17 protein-coding genes are annotated in these 18530 nt (G+C 61.8%); 10 read left to right on the forward strand and 7 right to left on the reverse strand.

Features of this window, described 5'->3' with window-relative positions:
- Positions 1 to 114: 114 nt before the first annotated feature.
- On the reverse strand, positions 115 to 897 hold the full coding sequence (locus ACEW8G_RS04440; protein ID WP_373487241.1) for a Coq4 family protein: 783 nt from the start codon (positions 895 to 897) through the stop codon (positions 115 to 117).
- Between the two features lie 144 nt (positions 898 to 1041).
- On the opposite strand from ACEW8G_RS04440, the gene ACEW8G_RS04445 reads away from it, so the two are divergent.
- Positions 1042 to 2922, forward strand: coding sequence for an ABC-F family ATP-binding cassette domain-containing protein (locus ACEW8G_RS04445; protein ID WP_373487242.1), 1881 nt, complete (start codon positions 1042 to 1044; stop codon positions 2920 to 2922).
- 17 nt (positions 2923 to 2939) lie between these two features.
- Here the strand turns inward: ACEW8G_RS04445 and ACEW8G_RS04450 are convergent, their stop codons facing one another.
- The 4 genes from ACEW8G_RS04450 to uvrB all read right to left on the reverse strand — a co-directional run bounded on the left by ACEW8G_RS04450 (position 2940) and on the right by uvrB (position 6138).
- Positions 2940 to 3260 carry a HigA family addiction module antitoxin gene (locus tag ACEW8G_RS04450; RefSeq protein WP_373487243.1) on the reverse strand — a complete coding sequence of 107 codons (321 nt, stop codon included), beginning with the start codon at positions 3258 to 3260 and terminating at the stop codon, positions 2940 to 2942.
- Positions 3261 to 3271: 11 nt separating this feature from the next.
- A complete protein-coding gene (locus ACEW8G_RS04455; protein WP_373487244.1) occupies positions 3272 to 3499 on the reverse strand; it encodes a type II toxin-antitoxin system HicB family antitoxin in 228 nt (75 codons plus the stop codon).
- Positions 3499 to 3753 (reverse strand): type II toxin-antitoxin system HicA family toxin, encoded by a 255-nt coding sequence (locus tag ACEW8G_RS04460; RefSeq protein ID WP_373487245.1) that lies wholly within the window; start codon positions 3751 to 3753, stop codon positions 3499 to 3501. Before ACEW8G_RS04460 ends, ACEW8G_RS04455 begins: the two co-directional genes overlap by 1 nt.
- 204 nt (positions 3754 to 3957) lie before the next feature.
- Positions 3958 to 6138 (reverse strand): excinuclease ABC subunit UvrB, encoded by a 2181-nt coding sequence (gene uvrB / locus ACEW8G_RS04465; protein WP_373487257.1) that lies wholly within the window; start codon positions 6136 to 6138, stop codon positions 3958 to 3960.
- 131 nt (positions 6139 to 6269) lie between these two features.
- Here uvrB and ACEW8G_RS04470 point away from each other — a divergent pair, with 131 nt between their 5' ends.
- The 9 genes from ACEW8G_RS04470 to ACEW8G_RS04510 all read left to right on the forward strand — a co-directional run bounded on the left by ACEW8G_RS04470 (position 6270) and on the right by ACEW8G_RS04510 (position 15967).
- Complete coding sequence (locus ACEW8G_RS04470) at positions 6270 to 6836, forward strand: DUF3617 domain-containing protein (RefSeq protein WP_373487246.1); 567 nt, start codon at positions 6270 to 6272, stop codon at positions 6834 to 6836.
- Between the two features lie 157 nt (positions 6837 to 6993).
- Positions 6994 to 8106, forward strand: a complete 1113-nt coding sequence (locus tag ACEW8G_RS04475) for a serine hydrolase domain-containing protein (protein ID WP_373487247.1) — start codon at positions 6994 to 6996, stop codon at positions 8104 to 8106.
- A 71-nt stretch (positions 8107 to 8177) separates the two neighbouring features.
- The gene (locus ACEW8G_RS04480) at positions 8178 to 8573 is read left to right on the forward strand and encodes a VOC family protein (RefSeq protein WP_373487248.1); all 396 of its coding nucleotides are present in this window, start codon (positions 8178 to 8180) and stop codon (positions 8571 to 8573) included.
- Positions 8574 to 8684: 111 nt separating this feature from the next.
- Positions 8685 to 10040 carry an amidohydrolase gene (locus ACEW8G_RS04485; RefSeq protein ID WP_373487249.1) on the forward strand — a complete coding sequence of 452 codons (1356 nt, stop codon included), beginning with the start codon at positions 8685 to 8687 and terminating at the stop codon, positions 10038 to 10040.
- Positions 10041 to 10050: 10 nt separating this feature from the next.
- Positions 10051 to 10380: an HNH endonuclease gene (locus ACEW8G_RS04490; RefSeq protein ID WP_373487250.1), complete on the forward strand. Its 330-nt coding sequence runs from the start codon at positions 10051 to 10053 to the stop codon at positions 10378 to 10380.
- A 157-nt stretch (positions 10381 to 10537) separates the two neighbouring features.
- Positions 10538 to 12250, forward strand: a complete 1713-nt coding sequence (locus tag ACEW8G_RS04495; RefSeq protein ID WP_373487251.1) for an ABC transporter ATP-binding protein — start codon at positions 10538 to 10540, stop codon at positions 12248 to 12250.
- Complete coding sequence (locus ACEW8G_RS04500; protein WP_373487252.1) at positions 12247 to 13317, forward strand: efflux RND transporter periplasmic adaptor subunit; 1071 nt, start codon at positions 12247 to 12249, stop codon at positions 13315 to 13317. Before ACEW8G_RS04495 ends, ACEW8G_RS04500 begins: the two co-directional genes overlap by 4 nt.
- Positions 13317 to 14789, forward strand: a complete 1473-nt coding sequence (locus ACEW8G_RS04505; protein ID WP_373487253.1) for a TolC family protein — start codon at positions 13317 to 13319, stop codon at positions 14787 to 14789. Before ACEW8G_RS04500 ends, ACEW8G_RS04505 begins: the two co-directional genes overlap by 1 nt.
- 242 nt (positions 14790 to 15031) lie before the next feature.
- Complete coding sequence (locus ACEW8G_RS04510; protein WP_373487254.1) at positions 15032 to 15967, forward strand: hydrogen peroxide-inducible genes activator; 936 nt, start codon at positions 15032 to 15034, stop codon at positions 15965 to 15967.
- Here ACEW8G_RS04510 and kynU read toward each other — a convergent pair.
- On the reverse strand, positions 15960 to 17195 hold the full coding sequence (gene kynU, locus ACEW8G_RS04515) for a kynureninase (protein ID WP_373487255.1): 1236 nt from the start codon (positions 17193 to 17195) through the stop codon (positions 15960 to 15962). The genes ACEW8G_RS04510 and kynU overlap by 8 nt on opposite strands.
- A gap of 119 nt (positions 17196 to 17314) precedes the next feature.
- Positions 17315 to 18409, reverse strand: a complete 1095-nt coding sequence (locus ACEW8G_RS04520; protein WP_373487256.1) for an N-acetylmuramoyl-L-alanine amidase — start codon at positions 18407 to 18409, stop codon at positions 17315 to 17317.
- Positions 18410 to 18530: the final 121 nt, after the last annotated feature.

The following is an 18530-nucleotide window of genomic DNA, read 5'->3' on the forward strand; positions in this document are numbered from 1 at the left end:
TCACTGAACATCATCGACCCGGTTAAACTGGCCCAAATTGCCGGGTTCGATGGTAATTACCTGCACGGGCGACTGCAGAAGGTGGGTTAGCCGCCACCCGCCACACGTCGCGCATCAGGCAGCCTGCGCCGCCTTGCCTCGCAAATCATAAGGATCAAGCCCACGCGCGCGAAACCGGTCATGCGCAGTCGTATAATGCGAGGGCGCGGCGATGTTGAGCCGCGTGCGAACACCCGCCAGCGGCTCGGCGAGCAGCGCACTGATCGACTGTTCGGCGATGCGCGGGCAATCGCGGCCTGACCGGCGCGCCTCGCCGATCGCCTTGAACACCGGTGCATCGCTGCGCACCGTGCGTTTCATGTTCAGCGCGCCCATATAGGCGATGAAGATGTTACCGGGTGCCGGGTTCTGCCCATAGGTAAACGCCAGCACGCATTGTTCGCCCAGCGCATCGCGGCCATAGCCGGTGAGAATGTGCAGCAGATCATGCGTGTCACGCAGCCGATTGACATACCATTCAATCAGGTCACCAAAGCGACGGCCCTGCTGGAACCGGTCATATTCGGCAACCAGCCCGGCGGCGGTCAGCCCCTCGCGCTCCATGAAATCTACATAGGCATGCGCAACGCTGCCCTTGGGCATCGCGCGCAGCCGTGCATGGTCATCAAGAAGATCGGGCAGATACGGTTCGCTGGCGCGCAGCGCCTTGCCCGCATCGCTGTAAACAAACGCACGCGCCTCGTCGACCAGACCGAGGCGCGGCAGGCATTGGAAGATGTGAAACACCTGTTCGGTGTCTTCCTTGTCCGCGATCAGCTTGCGAAAATGGTGCATCGCCTTCAACGGCCGGAACTTCGGCGTGGGGCGATCCGGGTGGCGAAAAATCGGTTCGGTCATGGCGGGCAACTTTTGCTTGGGGCGGCGTGCTTACACTCATGTTAATACCATGCTCCCGGCGCGCTGGAAACCCTTTCCAATGTGCTGCGATATAGGTCGGGAAAGTCGCTGACTTGCCCGCCAAGGCCTGCTAGGGGCGGCATCATGCTCCAATTCAACGACCTCACCGTGCGCCTTGGCGGGCACACGATCCTCGATCATGCCACGGCGGCGCTGCCCACCGGCAGCCGCGTCGGGCTGATCGGCCGCAATGGTGCGGGCAAATCGACGCTGATGAAGGCGCTGGTCGGGCTGATCGAGCCCGACACCGGCAGCATCCAGTTTCCGAAAGACGCGCGCATCGGTTATTTGAAACAGGATGCGCCCGATGGCGATGTCAGCGTGATCGAGACGGTGCTGGCCGCCGACCTTGAGCGTGCGCGGCTGATGCACGAGGCCGAAGCGACCGCCGATCCCGAAGGTCTGGCAGCGGTGCACGAACGGCTGGCGGCGATCGAAAGCCATTCCGCCCCGGCGCGTGCGGCGCGCATACTGGCGGGCCTGGGCTTCGATGAAGAGATGCAGGCGCGTGCGCTTGATAGCTATTCGGGCGGCTGGAAGATGCGCGTGGCGCTCGCCGGCCTGCTGTTTTCCGATCCCGACATCATGCTGCTTGATGAACCATCGAACCACCTCGATCTCGAAGCGACCCTGTGGTTGGAGGATTTCCTCAAATCCTGCCGCGCGACGATGCTGGTGATCAGCCACGAGCGCGATCTGCTCAACCATGTCGCCGACCATATCCTGCACCTCGATCATGGCCGCCTGACTCTCTATCAGGGCGATTATGACTCGTTCGAGCGCCAGCGCAGCGAGCGCCAGCTGCAGGCCGCAGCCGCCCGCGAGAGGCAGCTTTCCGAGCGCGCCAAGCTGCAGTCCTTCGTCGATCGCTGGCGCGCCAAATCGCACACCGCCAAGCAGGCACAAAGCCGCATGAAGGCGCTCGCCCGGATGGAACCGGTCGCCGCCAAGCTTGACGATCCGACACTGGCCTTCGATTTTCCCAATGCCGATGAGCTCAAACCGCCGCTGATCACGCTTGATGATGCATCGGTCGGCTACACGCCGGGCGCGCCGATATTGCGGCTGCTCAACCTGCGGATCGACCCTGAAGACCGGATCGCGCTGCTCGGCAAGAACGGCAATGGCAAGACCACGCTGGCGCGGTTGCTGGCCGGGCAGTTGCAGCCCGAAGACGGCGCGATCAGCATGGCCGGGCGGATCCGGGTCGGCTATTTCACCCAGTATCAGGTCGAGGAGCTCGATCGCGATTCCTCTCCGCTCGAGCATATGGCGCGACTGATGCCCGGTGCGCCGCCCAAGGCGGTGCGCGGGCAGCTGGGCCGATTCGGCTTTTCAGGCGACAAGGCGACGATGTCGGTGGGGTTGATGTCAGGCGGCGAGCGCGCCCGGCTCGCGCTCGCGCTGATCACCCGCGATGCGCCGCACCTGCTGATCCTCGACGAGCCGACCAACCACCTTGATGTCGATACCCGCGAGGCGCTGGTGCAGGCGCTCAACGCGTTCAGCGGCGCGGTGATCATCGTCAGCCATGACCGGCACATGCTAGAGCTGACCGCCGACCGCCTGGTGCTGGTCGACAATGGCCGCGCGACCGCGTTTGACGGGTCGCTCGAAGATTATACCGCGATGGTGCTGGGCAAGGACAAAGGCGGCAAGGGTCAAGCGGGCAAGCCTGAGGTTGACCGCAAGGAAAAGCGCCGAATCGCTGCCGAACTGCGCCAGCGCCAGGGTGATCTGCGCAAACGCGCGAGCGCCTGCGAAAAGCAGGTCGCAAAACTGGAAGCCCGCTGCCGCGAGCTTGACCGGGCGATGTTCGATCCTTCGTCGGCCTCACCGCTGGACGCCGCGCTCAAGATGAGTGAACTGATGCAACTGCGCGCCACCACCGCCACGGCGCTCGAAGCCGCCGAAGCGGAATGGCTGGAACTGTCAGAAGCGGTCGAGGGCGGCGAGGTTGCGTAAGGGCGGCAACCGAAGCGTCAGGCAGCGCGGGGAACGATATGGTCGAGATCGCGACTCAGCTTGCGCTTGGCTTCCTCAAGATCAAAATCAATCTGAAGGCCGAGGAAAAAGCCTTCGCTCATCCCGAAATAGCGCGCCAGACGAAGATCGGTGTCCGCATCAACGGGGCGCGTCTCCTCACGTAAGCCCTTGAGGAAATCGCGCGCGATCCCGGCACCCCCGACGACTTCATCTAGCGCAATTTCGGAACCAATCAGGAAATCCTCACGCAGGATCGAGCCGGGATGGACGTTGTCCAGCCGGTCGTCATCCTCTGTGATAGTCCTCGATCCGGCCAATGTACGCTTCCTCAAGCTGCCCTGACAGCGTAGATCGCCGGCCGGTATCTGGCCTCCGGAATTGGATGACCTTTTTCGCACGCATATTCGAGCCACATTCCAATGGCGACCTCAGCCTCGGCGATTGCTTCGACCGGAGTATCGCCATGCGCCGAACACGGTTTCAAATCCGGCACATCAGCAATCCAGCAGTTGTCCTCTCCAGACCAGAAAACGTTGATGTGATAATGATGCGCCATTATTCGTCCAATTTGAGACCTGATTGCTCCACCATATCAAGAAACTGGGCGACTTGATAGGCTTTGGCATCCTTGCCGATGGGTTGGATGATGAGCGGCCGTGCGAGCTTGATATGTCCGTAGACATGATGGCTACCGCTGGTGCGGTGATGGCGAAAGCCAAAAGCTTCAAGCAGCCGGACGAAATCGCGAAAGGAAATTACGCCCGCTCGTCCTGCAAGCAATAGCTGATAGAGTTTTTTAGGCTTGGTCATGATAACCTCAGAGAATTTGGCTCGTCGATTATTTAGCTCGGCTTTCGATATCTTCCTGCAAACCTTGGCATTTTGCATTATATAGGCTTAAGTCGTTGCAAAATATATCGAGGTTATCTTTCGACCACTGCCTTCGGAAGACAGTGCGATTGGCACAAATCGCATATTCAAGCCTAAACTGGTTAAGTCATCACCGCAAACCCCTCAAAACTTCCGCTGCGATTTCCCATAGCGCATCTTGCGCGTGCCCGGCTTGCCCTCGGTCGCGCGGCCCCTGGGGGAGGCGATCCGCTGCTCATGCGGCAGGCCTAGCTCTTCGGCTTCCAGCTTGCGGATTTCGTCGCGCAAGCGGCCGGCTTCCTCGAACTCTAGGTCTGCTGCGGCGGCGCGCATCTTCTTCTCAAGGTCTTCGATATGGCCGCGCAGGTTGTGGCCGACCATGTGCGGGCGATCTTCCAGCCCGGTCTCGATCAGCACGCTGTCCTTGCTCGCGGCGTGAGCAAGGATGTCGCCGATGTTGCGCTTGATCGTCGTCGGCGTGATGCCGTGCGCTTCGTTATACGCGACCTGCTTTTCGCGGCGGCGGTCGGTCTCGTTGAGCGCGCGTTCCATGCTGCCGGTGATCCGGTCGGCGTAAAGGATGACGCGCCCCTCGACATTGCGCGCGGCGCGGCCGATCGTCTGGATGAGCGAGGTTTCGCTGCGTAAAAACCCTTCCTTGTCGGCATCAAGGATCGCGACCAGCCCGCATTCGGGAATGTCCAATCCTTCGCGCAGCAGGTTGATGCCGATCAGCACGTCATAGACGCCGAGCCTGAGATCACGGATCAGCTCGATGCGCTCCAGCGTCTCGACGTCCGAGTGCATGTAGCGCACCTTGATGCCCGCCTCGTGCATATATTCGGTGAGGTCCTCGGCCATCCGCTTGGTCAGTGTGGTGACGAGCGTGCGATAGCCAGCAGCGGCGACCTTCTTGCATTCGTTGATCAGGTCATCGACCTGCTCCTCGACCGGCTTGATCTCGACCGGCGGATCGATGAGGCCCGTGGGGCGGATGACCTGCTCGGTAAACACCCCGCCGGTCTGCTCCATCTCCCATTTGCCGGGCGTTGCCGAGACGCTGACTGTCTGCGGGCGCATTGCGTCCCATTCGATGAAGCGCAAGGGGCGGTTGTCGATGCAGCTGGGCAGGCGAAAGCCATATTCGGCGAGCGTCAGCTTTCGCCGGTGGTCACCGCGCGCCATCGCGCCGATCTGCGGCACCGTCTGGTGGCTTTCGTCGAGGAACAGCAGCGCATTTTCCGGCAAATATTCGAACAGTGTCGGCGGCGGTTCGCCGGGCAAGCGCCCGGTGAGAAAGCGCGAGTAATTCTCGATCCCCGCACAGCTGCCCGTCGCCGCGATCATCTCAAGGTCGAAATGGGTACGCTGTTCGAGGCGCTGCGCCTCAAGCAAGCGCCCCTCGATCTCAAGCTCCTTGAGCCGCTCGGTGAGCTCGAATTTGATCGCCGCGCTCGCCTGCTGCATCGTCGGGCCGGGGGTGACATAGTGCGAGTTGGCATAGACCCGCACCGTCTCAAGGCTGGCGCCGGGCTTGCCGGTCAGCGGATCAAACTCGACAATGGCCTCGACCTCGTCTCCGAAGAACGAAATGCGCCAGGCGGTGTCTTCATAATGCGAGGGGAACAGCTCCAAGGTATCGCCGCGTACCCGAAAATTGCCGCGCGTGAACGCCGCATCATTGCGCTTGTACTGCAGCGCGACGAGTTTGCGGATCAGCTCGCGCTGATCGACACTTTCCCCCGCCTTGATGTCGAAGATCATCGCCGAATAGGTCTCGACCGATCCGATGCCGTAGATGCACGAGACCGAAGCGACGATGATCACGTCATCGCGTTCGAGCAACGAGCGGGTGGCCGAATGGCGCATCCGGTCGATCGCCTCGTTTACCGAGCTTTCCTTCTCGATATAGGTGTCCGAACGCGGCACATAGGCTTCAGGCTGATAATAATCATAATAGCTGACGAAATATTCGACCGCGTTGTCAGGGAAAAAGCTCTTGAACTCGCCATAAAGCTGCGCGGCGAGGATCTTGTTGGGAGCGAGCACCAGCGCGGGACGCTGCGTCGCCTCGATGATTTTGGCCATGGTGAAGGTCTTGCCGGATCCGGTGACACCGAGCAGCACCTGATCCTGGTCCTGCGCCCTGATTCCCTCAACCAGTTCCTTGATCGCGGCGGGCTGATCGCCCGACGGCGTATATTCGCTGACCAGGGTGAAGGGCCGTCCGCCCTCGGCTTTGTCTGGACGCACCGGCTTGTGCGGCACGAAATTGCCATCGGTTTCGGGCTCGTCCAGCCCGCGTCTGATCACCAGTTCCGCCATACCTGACGATATGCGCAAGGCGGCGGCCCAGCGCAAGGGCAGCGCGGTGTTTGCAATCGCGCGCGGCGCTGTTTAGGGTCGCGGCGACGAAAAATGAGGTCACGCATCCAGTGGCCAAATTCGGAGATTGAATGATGAAGCTGTTGCAAACTGTATCGATTTTGGCGCTCCCCCTGCTGGCGTTTGCCGCGTGCAGTGGCGGTGGCGCAGATACCGATGGCGACGGCAAGATCAGCAAGGACGAGCTTGCGGCCGAGGCTGCCTCAATCAAATTCAGGCCCGGTGAGTGGGAAAACAAGATCGAGATCGTCGATGTGAAATTCGATGAAAGCAAATTGCCACCCGAAGCCAAGGGCATGACCGGTGCAATCGTCAAGCAGATGATCGGTCAGGTAAACACCAGCAAGAACTGCCTCACCAAGGAAGATGCTGAAAAGCCCGGCGCGGATTTTCTGGCGGGTGCCGACAATGAGGAATGTGACTACAAAAAATTTAGCCTGTCCGGCGGCAAGATCGACGCCGATATCTCGTGCAAGGGCAAGCAGGCCGGTGAGCAGGGCGACATCAAGATGACCGGCGACTACACGGCAACCAGCTATAATATGGAGATGTCGATGAACATGCAGTCGCCCGGCGCAGGCAACATGACGATCAACGCGAAAAACAGCGCCAAGCGCATCGGCGACTGCAAGGGCTGATATGCATCTGCTAGGCGCAATGTATTTTCGATATCGTCTAACTACATCAATGGCCTGTCTGTTCGCCGGCGAAAGCCGGACTCCAGTGCGGGGCAGCGCTGCAGTCGCTCTGGATTTCGGTCTAAGCCGGAAGACGGGCGGTGCATTTGGTTCAGTGATGGCCAAGATGCTGGCGTTGCTGGCCGCTGCTGCGGGGCTAACCCTCACCCCGGCCACCGCGCAAGCTGACGACAATGTCCGCATCGAACTCACCTTCAGCGCGGATGCGCTTGACCGTTCGCGCGTTGCCGGCCTCGCCCATCGTCCGTCGCTGCGCGAGGCGACGCTGGACGACAAGGTGCGGATCGCTTCGATTTCGAAGCTGGCGGTGGGCGTCGCGGTGATGCGGCTGGTCGACAAGGGCGCGCTCGATCTTGATCGCGATGTCGCGCTCTATCTGGGCTGGCCGGTGCGCCACCCCGCGTTCCCGACGACGAAGATCACGCTGCGGATGCTGCTGTCGCATCAGTCGGGGCTGCAGGACGATGCAGGCTATTTCCTGCCGCTTGATGCCAATCTGGCCGATCTGCTGGCCAAGCCGGAGGCGTGGGACATGGGCCACGAACCCGGCAGCTATTTTCGCTATGCCAACGTCAATTATCCACTGGTCGCCGCGATCATGGAGGCTGCAACCGACCGACGATTTGACCGGATCATGATCGAAGAGGTGTTTGAACCGTTGAAAATTCCGGCGTGTTATAACTGGTCGGGCTGCACAAATGGCGCGGCGAAGGATGCGATCACTTTATATCGCCCCGATGGCAGGATTGCGCGCGATGACTGGATCGGCGAGCCCGACCAGTGCGCCTATGTCGCTGCGAGCGATGGCCGCTGCGATCTCGAATTCTACCTGCCGGGCCGCAACGGATCGGCATTCAGTCCGCAGGGCGGCCTGCGCATTTCGGCGGGCGGCCTCGCACGGCTGGGGCAGATGCTGCTCAATGGCGGTGATGGCTTGATGCGGCCTGAATCCTTTGCCGAACTGATCCGCGCGCAATGGCGCTTTGATGGCAGCAATGGTGACGACGACAACGGCTATTTCACCGCCTTTGGCCTGGGGGTGCAGCGCATCGAACAGGGTGAGCGCGTGTGGATCGGTCATCCGGGCGAAGCCTATGGTTTGCGCGCCGGGCTGTGGGTCGACCGCGCGGCAGGCGAAGGCGTGGTGCGTATCGTCACCGGCGTGGCGGAAGATGACCCGGTGGGTCATTGCCTTGTCACCTGCCCCTGATAGGTTGCACACCGCAACCTTGATCGTGACCGCACGTGCAGGGCGATTGCATGCAGCAGGAGAATATAAATATGATTGGCTATGTCACCGTAGGCAGCAATGATCTGGACAAAGCGCGCGACTTTTATGCCGCGCTGGTCAGCACGTTGGGCGGCAGCGAACTGATGCGCCTGGAGGAAAACGGCTTCACACTGTACGGCACCGCCTGGGGCGTTCCCGGCATTGCGGTGACCCGCCCCCATGATGGTGAGCCAGCGACCGTCGGCAACGGTATGATGATCGCGCTGGCGTTCGACAAACGCGCCAAGGTCGACGATCTCCACGCCAAAGCGCTCGAACTGGGCGGTACCTGTGAGGGCCCGCCAGGGGTGCGCGGCGAGGATGGTGACCAGGCATTTTATGGCGCCTATTTTCGCGACCTTGACGGCAACAAGCTTTGCGCGTTCAAGATAGGTCCGGCGGACTGAAGTGCATCCTCACCTGTATCGTTTTCTGGCGAAAGCCGAAGCCCGGGGGCAAGATTGCACTACCAGCCTTCTGGATTCCGGCCTTCGCCGGAAAGCGACGGGAAAATATTGATGAACAAAGCAGCAGCTTGGGGCTTGATCGGCAGCGCCATCACACTCGTTCTGGCAACGCCCGCGCTGGCGCAGGATGCGCTCGGCACGGCGGTTGCGACCGATTATGACGCCAAGCTCGAAGCCCTGTTCCTCGATTTTCACGCCAACCCGGAACTGTCATACAAGGAAACGCGCACCGCCGCGATTATCGCCCGAGAGCTGCGCGACACAGGCGCGATTGTCACCGAAGGCGTCGGCGGTACCGGAGTGGTCGCGATCATGAAAAACGGTCGCGGCCCGGTTGTCATGGTGCGCGCCGATATGGACGGCCTGCCGCTCGCTGAGGACAGCGGCCTCAGCTATATGTCCAAAGTGCGTCAGGTCGACATCGACGGCATTGAAAAGCCGGTGATGCACGCCTGCGGGCATGACACCCACATCACTTCGCTGATCGGCACCGCGCGGCGGCTGGCGGCAATGAAGGACCAGTGGCAGGGCACGGTGGTGCTCGTCGCCCAGCCGGGCGAGGAACGCATCGGCGGCGCGCCAAAGATGCTCGCCGACGGGCTGTTCACGCGGTTTCCCAAGCCCGATTATGCGCTCGCCTTTCACGTCAGTTCGGGCACGCCAGTCGGCAAGATCGAGATCCAGCCTGGCATCAGTGCGTCGTCATCCGATTCGGTCGATATCATCATCCACGGCATTGGCACGCATGGGGCCTATCCGCACATGGGCAAGGACCCGATCGTGATGGGCGCTCAGATCGTCATGGCGCTGCAAACCTTGGTATCGCGCGAGATTTCGCCGCTGACTCCTGGCGTTGTCACCGTCGGCGCGTTCCATGCGGGCTTCAAGCACAACATCATTTCCGACCGCGCCGAGCTGCAACTGACCGTGCGTTCCAACGACAACAAGGTGCGCGATACGCTGATTGCCGGGATCAGGCGCATCGCCGAAAACGTCGGACGGATGAATGGCATGCCGGACGACAAGCTGCCCGAGGTCAAGGTCGGTTTCGAATCGACCCCGGTAACGATCAACGACGCACAACTGACCAATCGCATCACCAAGACTTTTGCGAAACGATTCGGCACCGAAGCCCTGCTGACCAACGAGCCACAGACCGGCATGGGGGCAGAGGACTTCGCCTATTTCGTCGCGCCCAACACCGATGTGCCCGGCCTGTATTTCAACGTCGGCGGCACCCCGCAGGCCGATATCGATGCGGAAAAGGCAGGCGGTCCGCCGGTGCCTGCGCACCACTCACCGTTCTTCAAGATTGCTCCGCGCGAATCGATCACGCTGGCGACCGAGGCGATGGTGACAGCGGTGATTGATCTGCTTGGTCCCGGCAACGGCCCGACGGCAAATTGAACCGCATCTGATGGCAAAACGGCGTACCCGGGACAACGATGAGGACGATACCACCGACGAGGGTCCGCCGCCGGTGCCGTGCTGGCTGTGCGGGCGCGACCTTGGCGATGCAGTCGAATGGCATCATCCGGTGCCCAAAAGCCGCGGCGGCAAGGCGCGCGCGCCGGTGCACCCGATCTGCCACCAGACCATTCACGCACATTTTACCAATTCAGAGCTTGGTCGCACTGATGGTGACCCCAAGCCAATCCGTGACCATCCGGAAGTCGCAAAGTTCCTGACATGGCTTGCGGGCAAGCCGGCTGATTTCAACGCGCCTACGCGCAAAAAGGACAGATGAGCCATCCAGCGCACCATTTATCATTGAAAGACTTCGGGTTAGTGGCCAATGCCTGATAGAAATTTTCTATCAGGCGGGCGGGCAGATTTCGACTTGGCGACACAGTACGTTCGCCTATTTCTGGCGCTGCGACTTCGGTAACCAGGGCATGGCAGTAATGGCGTTACAATCGGGACAGATCATGGGGGCACGCGCAGCGATTCGCTGGATGCTGAGCCTGATCAATCCAGACCGCAGCTTCATCACGCTTGCCGTGATTTACGGCATCGCAGTGTCGATCCTGTCGCTGGCCACCCCGATTTCGGTGCAGATGCTGATCAACGCGGTCGCCAATACGGCGCTCGTCGCGCCTTTGATTACATTGGCAAGTACCTTGCTGCTGCTGCTGCTGATCGCGGTGCTGCTCTCGGCGCTGCGCATCTATATTATGGAACTGTTTGCCAGGCGCTTCTTCGCGCGGCAGGTCGCGGAAATCACGGTGCGATCGATCCACGCGCGCAATCCATTCTTTGAAGACAACAAGCGCCAGGACCTGTTCAACCGCTATTTCGATGTGGTGACCGTGCAAAAGGCGGTGCCAAGCCTGTTGATTGGTGGCTTTACGATCATCCTGCAATCCGTGGTCGGCTTTGCGGTCACCGCGTTTTACCACCCCTTCTTCCTCGCCTTCAATCTGCTGGTCATCGGGCTGGCAATGTTTATCCTGCTGGTCTGGACGCGCGGCGCAATCCGTTCCGGCATCGAGCTTAGCCATGCCAAATATACCGCAGCGAGCTGGCTGGAGAATGTCGGTGCCTCCAACGGCTTTTACAAATCGGGTCGCCATATCGACCACGCGCTTGACCGGTCGGAGGCGGTCACCGCCGCCTATATCAAGGCGAAGGAACGGCATTTTCGCTACACGATGTCGCAGACCGTTGCGTTTCTGCTGTTGTATGCGTTTGCCAGTGCAGGCCTGCTGGCCCTGGGCGGCTGGCTGGTGATCCAGGGCGAGCTGTCAATTGGGCAGCTGGTTGCGGCCGAACTGATCCTGTCAGCAGCGTTTTTCGGGATCGGCCAAATCGGCACCTATCTTGAGATCACCTATGATCTCATCGCTGCCGCCGAAGAAATCGGCCAGATTCATCATATCGAGCAGGAACCGCCGGTCAGGGAAGGCGAGGACGCGATCACCGGCAGCGATCTGGTGCTGCGCAAGATCAGCCACACCGGCACCGCACCGGGCATCGTGCTGGACATCACGATTCCGGCAGGCAGCCAGCTGATCGCGACAGCGCAGACGCACGATGTCCAGCGATTGTTCACCTATTCGATGAAGCGGTTCATCGCGCCTGACAGCGGCATCGTCACGCTCGGCGGACAGGACATGACGATGCTCGACATGTTCCGGCTGCGCAGCGAGGTGATCGTGCTGGATCGCCCGGCCATCGTACAGACCAGCATCCGCGACTATCTGCGGCTCGCCGGGCCGCAAATCAGCTCAGCCGATGCTTTGCGCGCGCTGTCGCTGGTGGGGCTGGAAGAGCGCATTTTGCGCTTGCCCAGCGGCATGGATACCGAGCTGTCGAGCAGCGGCTGGCCCCTGTCCTATTCTGAAGTCATGCGGCTCAAGCTGGCGGGTGCGGTGCTCAAAAAGCCGCGCCTGCTGATCATGAGCGGCCTGTTCGACATTGTCGATCCGCTCATATTGAAAGCGGTGCGCAACGGGATGCAACCCACCGGTGCAACCGTCATCCAGTTCAGCTATCGCGCCGAACCGCAGGCGGATTGCACCTATCTGTGGCTGGGGGCAGACCAGCAGCTGATCGTTGACGACCCGGCAGCATTCGAACGCCTGCGCGCGGTAACGCGTGCGGAGGCAAGCGCATGACAACGCGCGAACAATCGCTCAGCCGGTTCACCACGCTGGCAAGGCTGCGCCCGCCCCGTCCCTTGCGCGCGTTGGCCGTGATGGTGCTGGTCGGCATGGTCGCCTCCGGGCTGTTCATGGCCTATGCGACGTGGGTGCAGACAGCCTATGGCACCGGCCAGGTGATCGCGCTAAACCCGCAGGACCGGCTGCAGAACGTCACCGCATTGGTCTCCGGCCGGATCGAGCGCTGGTATGTGCAGGACGGCGCTGTAGTGAATGAGGGCGATCCTATCGTCCAGATTTCCGACAACGACCCGCTGCTGCTGCAAAGGCTGCGCGCCGAACGCGAACTGGCACAGGCGAGAGCTGCCGCCGCAGCAAGCGCGCTGTCCACTGCGCGGCTCGATGTCGGTCGCACCGGAACCCTGCTCGCCGAAGGCCTGGTATCGCGCCGCGAGAATGAGTTGGCGCGCATCAAGGTCGCCGAGATGGAGGCGACATTGGCCGAGGCCCGCGCAGCCATTACCCAGATCGACATCAATCTGGCGCGCCAATCCCTGCAAATGATCCGCGCGCCGCGCAACGGTGTGATCCAGCGGATCAGCGGCGGCGACAAGGCCACGATGGTCTCGCAGGGCGATATCCTGGCCAGCTTTGCGCCGATCGAGGCACCGCGCGTGGTAGAGCTTTACGTCGACGGCCGCGATGCGCCGCTGCTCAAGCCCGGCCAGCAGGTGCGGCTGGAATTTGAAGGCTGGCCCGCAATCCAGTTTTCAGGCTGGCCATCGGTGGCGCGTGGATTGTTCGATGGGCAGGTACAGTCGATCGATCTGGCAGCGTCGCCCAATGGGCTGTTCCGGGTGCTCGTGCGCGAGACCAAAGGCAAGGCGCCCTGGCCCGGCGAACCCTATGTGCGGCTGGGCGCCAATGTGCGCGGCTGGATTACCATGGAAACCGTGACGGTTGGCTTTGAACTGTGGCGCCAGCTCAATGACTTCCCGCTGCAAAATCCCGCGCTGCCAAGGGAGCAGCAGGGCATCGGCGAGCAGTCGTCGGGCGGGAAGACATCCGGGGACATGCGCTGATGCGCCGAGCAAGTCTGGTGATTCCGTTGTTGCTGGCGCTGGCCCCCGCCAGCGCGGCCATCACCGCTACGCCTGTGCGCGCGCAGAGCAGCAACACGCAGTCCGAACAGGGCCTGCAGCTTGATGAGGTGCTTGCCTCGTCACGCCGCTTTGCGCCTGCCATCCTTGAAGCGCTGGCCAACGCACGCGCCGCCGACGGGCGCGTTTTGGCCAGCGAGGGCGCGTTCGACCTGTTGTTTTCCGGCGAGGGCTATTCGCGGGTCACCGGATTTTACGATGGCACCTATGTGCAGGGCAAAGCGATCCAGCCGCTGACCAACAACGGTGGTCAGATAGAGGCGAGCTACCGTGCCTCGCGCGGCGATTTTCCGATCTATGAGGACTATAGCTTCACCAATCAGCTTGGCGAACTCAAGGTGCGCGGCGTCTACGCGCTGTTGCGCGACCGCGCCATCGATGACCGCCGGTTCGGCCAGCGCAACGCGCTGATCGAGCGCGACATGGCCGGGCTTGAGGCGTTGATGGTCGCCATCGGGGTGCAGCAGCGCGCAATCCAGACCTATGGCCAGTGGGTCGCGGCAGGCCAGCAGGTGCGGGTATATCGCAACCTGCTGAAGCTGGCCGAAGACCGCCAGGCGGGCATCCGCCGTCAGGTGCAACTGGGCGCACGCGCCGCGATCCTGCTGACCGAGAATGAGCAGAACCTGCTGCGGCGCACGTCGCTGCTGGTCGCTGCCGAGCGTGATCTGGCCAATGCCGCGCAGCGCCTGTCGTTGTTCTGGCGTGATGACAACGGGCGGCCTAGCATAGCAACGCCGGCGGATCTGCCGCGTGCCCTGCCCCGGCTGACCCTGCAACGGGCGACAGATGCCACTGCCACGCTCGCGCGCCGACCCGACATCAGGCTCATCGAGCAGCGGCTCAAACAGGGCGAGACACGGCTGGAACTGGAGCGCAACCGCCTGCTGCCATCGCTGCGGCTGTTTGGTGAGGCGGGCAACGATTTCGGCGCAATCGGGCTTGGTGGCCGTTCGCGTGACGGGTTTGAAACCATCGTCGGCTTCACGTTTTCGATGCCGTTGCAAAACCGCGCCGCCAAGGGGCAGATTGCGTCCGCCGAAGCGGCGATCAGCGCGCTCGAATGGCGACGTCGCCAGAGCGAGGAGCAAATTCTTGCTGAAATCGAGCAGCTTACGATCAACCTCACCGCAGCCGAACGGCTTGCCGCGCTTGCCCGCGATGAGGAGGTGCAGGCTGAAAAACTGGCCGCAGGTGAACGGCGGCTGTTCCAGGCTGGGGCCAGCGATTTCTTTCTGGTCAACCTGCGCGAAGATGCCGCTGCCAATGCCGCGATCCGCAGGCTGGATGCCGAGTTCCGGCTCGCCGCCGCGCAGGCTGATCTCGTCGCCGTGACTGCCGATCTGGAGGCACTGAGCCTGACCGATGGTCTGGGACCGGATTCACCACAATGAGCAACGCTTGCAAAGCGGGTGGTGCGCCCCGGCACGCCAACTGCGACCTCGGCGGTCAGGCGCACCACCCTATCCGGCTCCGGGCGTGGACTTTGGAGCGCAGATTGCGACGAACGGCGAGGCAAGAGTGGGGGAAGCACCTTGCGCTCACCACATTGTATATGACAGCGCACCACATAGTTTCCATTTGAAAGGCTGGGGTGATATTGATAGAAATTGTCAATCGGCCCCGCGGAGTTGCCATGCCTAGCCTGCGCCAGCTCGAATATCTGGTGGCACTGGACGATCACCGCCATTTCGGTCGTGCTGCTTATGCCGTGCATGTCTCGCAGCCCACGCTCAGCCAGCAGTTGCGCACGCTTGAGGCACGGCTGGGTGCGTCGCTGATCGACCGCAGCGGGCATGATGTGCAGCTGACCCCGCTGGGCCGCGACATCGCCGAGCGCGCGCGTCAGGTGCTGGTTCGGGTTCGCGATCTCGCTGATCTGGCGCGACGTGCGGGTGGCGGGCTTGGCGGGACTTTGAGATTTGGCATCACCCCAACGCTCGGACCCTATCTGATGCCTCCAATCGTTGCCCGGCTGCACCGCCAGCAGCCCGATCTGCGGCTGCACATCCGCGAGGGGATTCCTGACAATCAGGTGCGCGAGATTTTACGCGGTGAGCTCGACATGATGCTCTGCCCGTTGCCGATCGATGCATCGGGCATCGTCGTCGAGCCGCTGTTCACTGAGCGCCTGTTTGTCGTCGCGCCGCCCGATCATCCGCTGGCCGGGCAGCGCGATGTTCCGGCGGACGCGCTGAAGGGCGAGGGCTTTCTGACGCTTGACCGGCGGCATCATTATCATCGCCAGACCCGCGCGATTTGCGACAGCCTGGGTGCGCACATTCTGCACGATTATGAGGGCACCAGCCTCGACAGCATCCGGCAGATGGTGGGATCCGGCATTGGCCTCGCGTTGTTGCCAGAGCGCTATCTGGCATCCGAACTGCATTCTGCCGAGGTTGTGTCACCGCTCGACATCGCCGGCTGGAACGCACAGCGCTCCATTGCTGCCATCTGGCGCGACGGCGCTGCGTTTGCAGATGGTCTGCGCACCATCGCCGCGTTCATTCAGCAGTTTGTCGCCGATGCGGCCGATGGAGCGCCGGAATCTGGCGCAAGCGCAATCAGGTGACCGCAGCGCGCTCGCGATATTCTGGCCGATCCCAGGCGCGGGTCAGGCAGATCTCGCGCAGTCGCTCGACCGCATCGTAAATATCGCGATGGCGCAGATACAGCGGCGTGATGCCGAAGCGCAGCACATCAGGCGTCCGGAAATCGCCGATCACGTCTGCTGCCTTGAGTGCCTGCATGATTTCATAGCCATGCACATGCGCGTAGGAAATATGGCTGCCGCGCTGGTTCGCATCGCGCGGGCTGACCAGTTCAAACCCAAAGTCGGCACAACGCGCTTCCATGAGTTCGCAGAACAACGCCCCCAGCTGGAGCGATTTTTCGCGGATCGTGGCCATATCGGCCTGCAGGTGCAGATCGACCCCGCTTTCAAGTGCAACCAGGCCGAGGATCGGCGGTGTGCCGCACAGGAACCGCTCGATCCCCCCTGCCGGGTCATAGCCGTCCTCAAACGCAAACGGCCGGGCATGGCCAAACCAGCCCGACAATACCGGCGTTGCCAATTGGTGCCGCCGCGCGACATAAATGAACGCCGGGCTGCCGGGGCCACCATTCAGGAACTTGTAGCCGCAACCGACCGCGAAGTCGCAGCCGCTTGCGGTAAGGTCCACCCCGATTGCGCCCGCGCTGTGGCTCAAGTCCCAGACGACCAGCACCCCCTTGTCGTGCGCCATCCGGTTGATTGTTGCCATGTCCCGGATGCGCCCAGTTTTGTAATGCACCTGCGTCAGCAGCAGCACCGCGACGTCTTCGTCCAGCCGGCCCAGCACATCGGCCGGATCGACGATCTCGCTGCGCACCCGCCCGCCGCTGAAGCGCTCGATGCCCTCTATCATGTAAAGATCGGTGGGAAAGTTTCCGCTTTCCGACAGGATCACTGATCGGTCCGGTCGCAGCGAGAGCGCCGCCGCCAGCGCCTTGAACAGGTTGATCGAGGTCGAATCGGCCGCGATGACCTCTCCGGGCAAGCCGCCGATCAGCCGGGCAATCTTGTCGCCAACCCGCGCAGGTGCGCCCACCCAGTCAGCGCCAAGCCAGGACGTGATCAATCCCTGCCCCCAAGCATCGTGCACCGCTTCGTCCATGCGGGCAACGGTCGCGCGCGGCAGAGCGCCCAGCGAATTGCCGTCCAGATAGATCAGCCCGTCGCGCAACTGAAAGGCTTCGCGAAACGACGCCAGCGGGTCTGCTGCATCGCGCGCGACGATAGCATCGAGCGTATGATCCATCCGGCAATCTCCCCTTGCCGCCACCTGATCAGACATGTCCAGGTGGCGGGTCGAGAGCCTTCATGATGATGGTTGCCAGCAAAGGCAATATTGTTGCCAAGACTGCATGCTTATCGCTGTCAGGGGTTGGCTTTCATCCAGGCATGAATCGCGTTGCCCAGCGCCCTGCCACCGTCATGGCTCCATTGCGCGAATTTGCTGCTTGGGGGATTGGCGGGGGTCTGTTTGTGCATGAAAAACAGCTCAGCGAGGATCGCGCAGCGCACTTTGGCATCGCGCGCGCCGCGCAGCACATCCAGCGCTTGCGCCTTGCCACCCCGATTCCTGATGCCAAGCGCCGTTGCCATGGCGTCGGCGGCCATCTCGGCGAGCCTCTTGTCCTCAGCCGTGCCGACCGTGACATGATACAGCGCCTCACTGCCCTGCGCGGGGCCGGTTGCCGCATTGTGATGCACCGAAACCAGAACATCATAATTGGTTGCGGCACGACCCGCCGCATAGTTGCTAGCGTTGCTGTCATCGACCTTGCATGGCACGCCCTTTTCCTTGAGATACGCCTCGCAAGCCTTCGCCGCGATCAGGTTGAGCTGGTGCTCGGTGATCGTGCCGGTGCTGCCGCCGCCGCCGAAGACCGCGCCGGGATCATAGCCGCTGGGCTTCGAACCATGGCCGACATCGATATAGACGCCCTTCCGGCGCCAGATCTGATCGACCACTGGCTGCGTGACGGTTGAGGTCAGGGCCTGCAATCGGTCTTCGGCCTCGCCCAGCAGCGATGCCACTTTGGCGATATAGGCCTCCTTGCGGATCTGGTCTGCGGCGCGTTGGCCTGCGGGCACTGCGCTGTGCGGCCCGCCGACATAACCTGCATAAGAGATGAAGCGGATAAACTCCTGCGGGGTCTTGCTCGCTGCGCGCCAGCCTGAATAGACGCTGCGGTTGATGAACAGCCAATAGCCACTGACCGCTTTGGCATAGGATGAAAACGCGCAATACTGGTCCGGCTCTCCGGCATGATCGGTATAGCTGACCGGGGTGGCCACCGCTGCCAGTTCCGGGCGGTATTTCATACCGAAAGGGTTTTTGTGGAGCTTGAACAGGGCAGATGTGCCGCGACCCGATTCAAGAATGGCCTGCGCCAGCTGCGCTGATTTCAGGTGTTCATATTCGACACTGGCGTTGGACAGCGCCTTCACAAAGGCTTCAAAGCTCATCGGACTCTCCTGTGGTTGCAGGCCGATGATCAACGACAACGCGCAAGCGCCGACGGCAGCCGGGCGAACACATGGTTCCCCGGTTCGCCGAACCGCAGGTTAATTTGAAATGTCGAGGATT

The sequence above is a fragment of the Blastomonas sp. genome, from assembly GCF_041747255.1.
Taxonomy (GTDB): domain Bacteria; phylum Pseudomonadota; class Alphaproteobacteria; order Sphingomonadales; family Sphingomonadaceae; genus Blastomonas.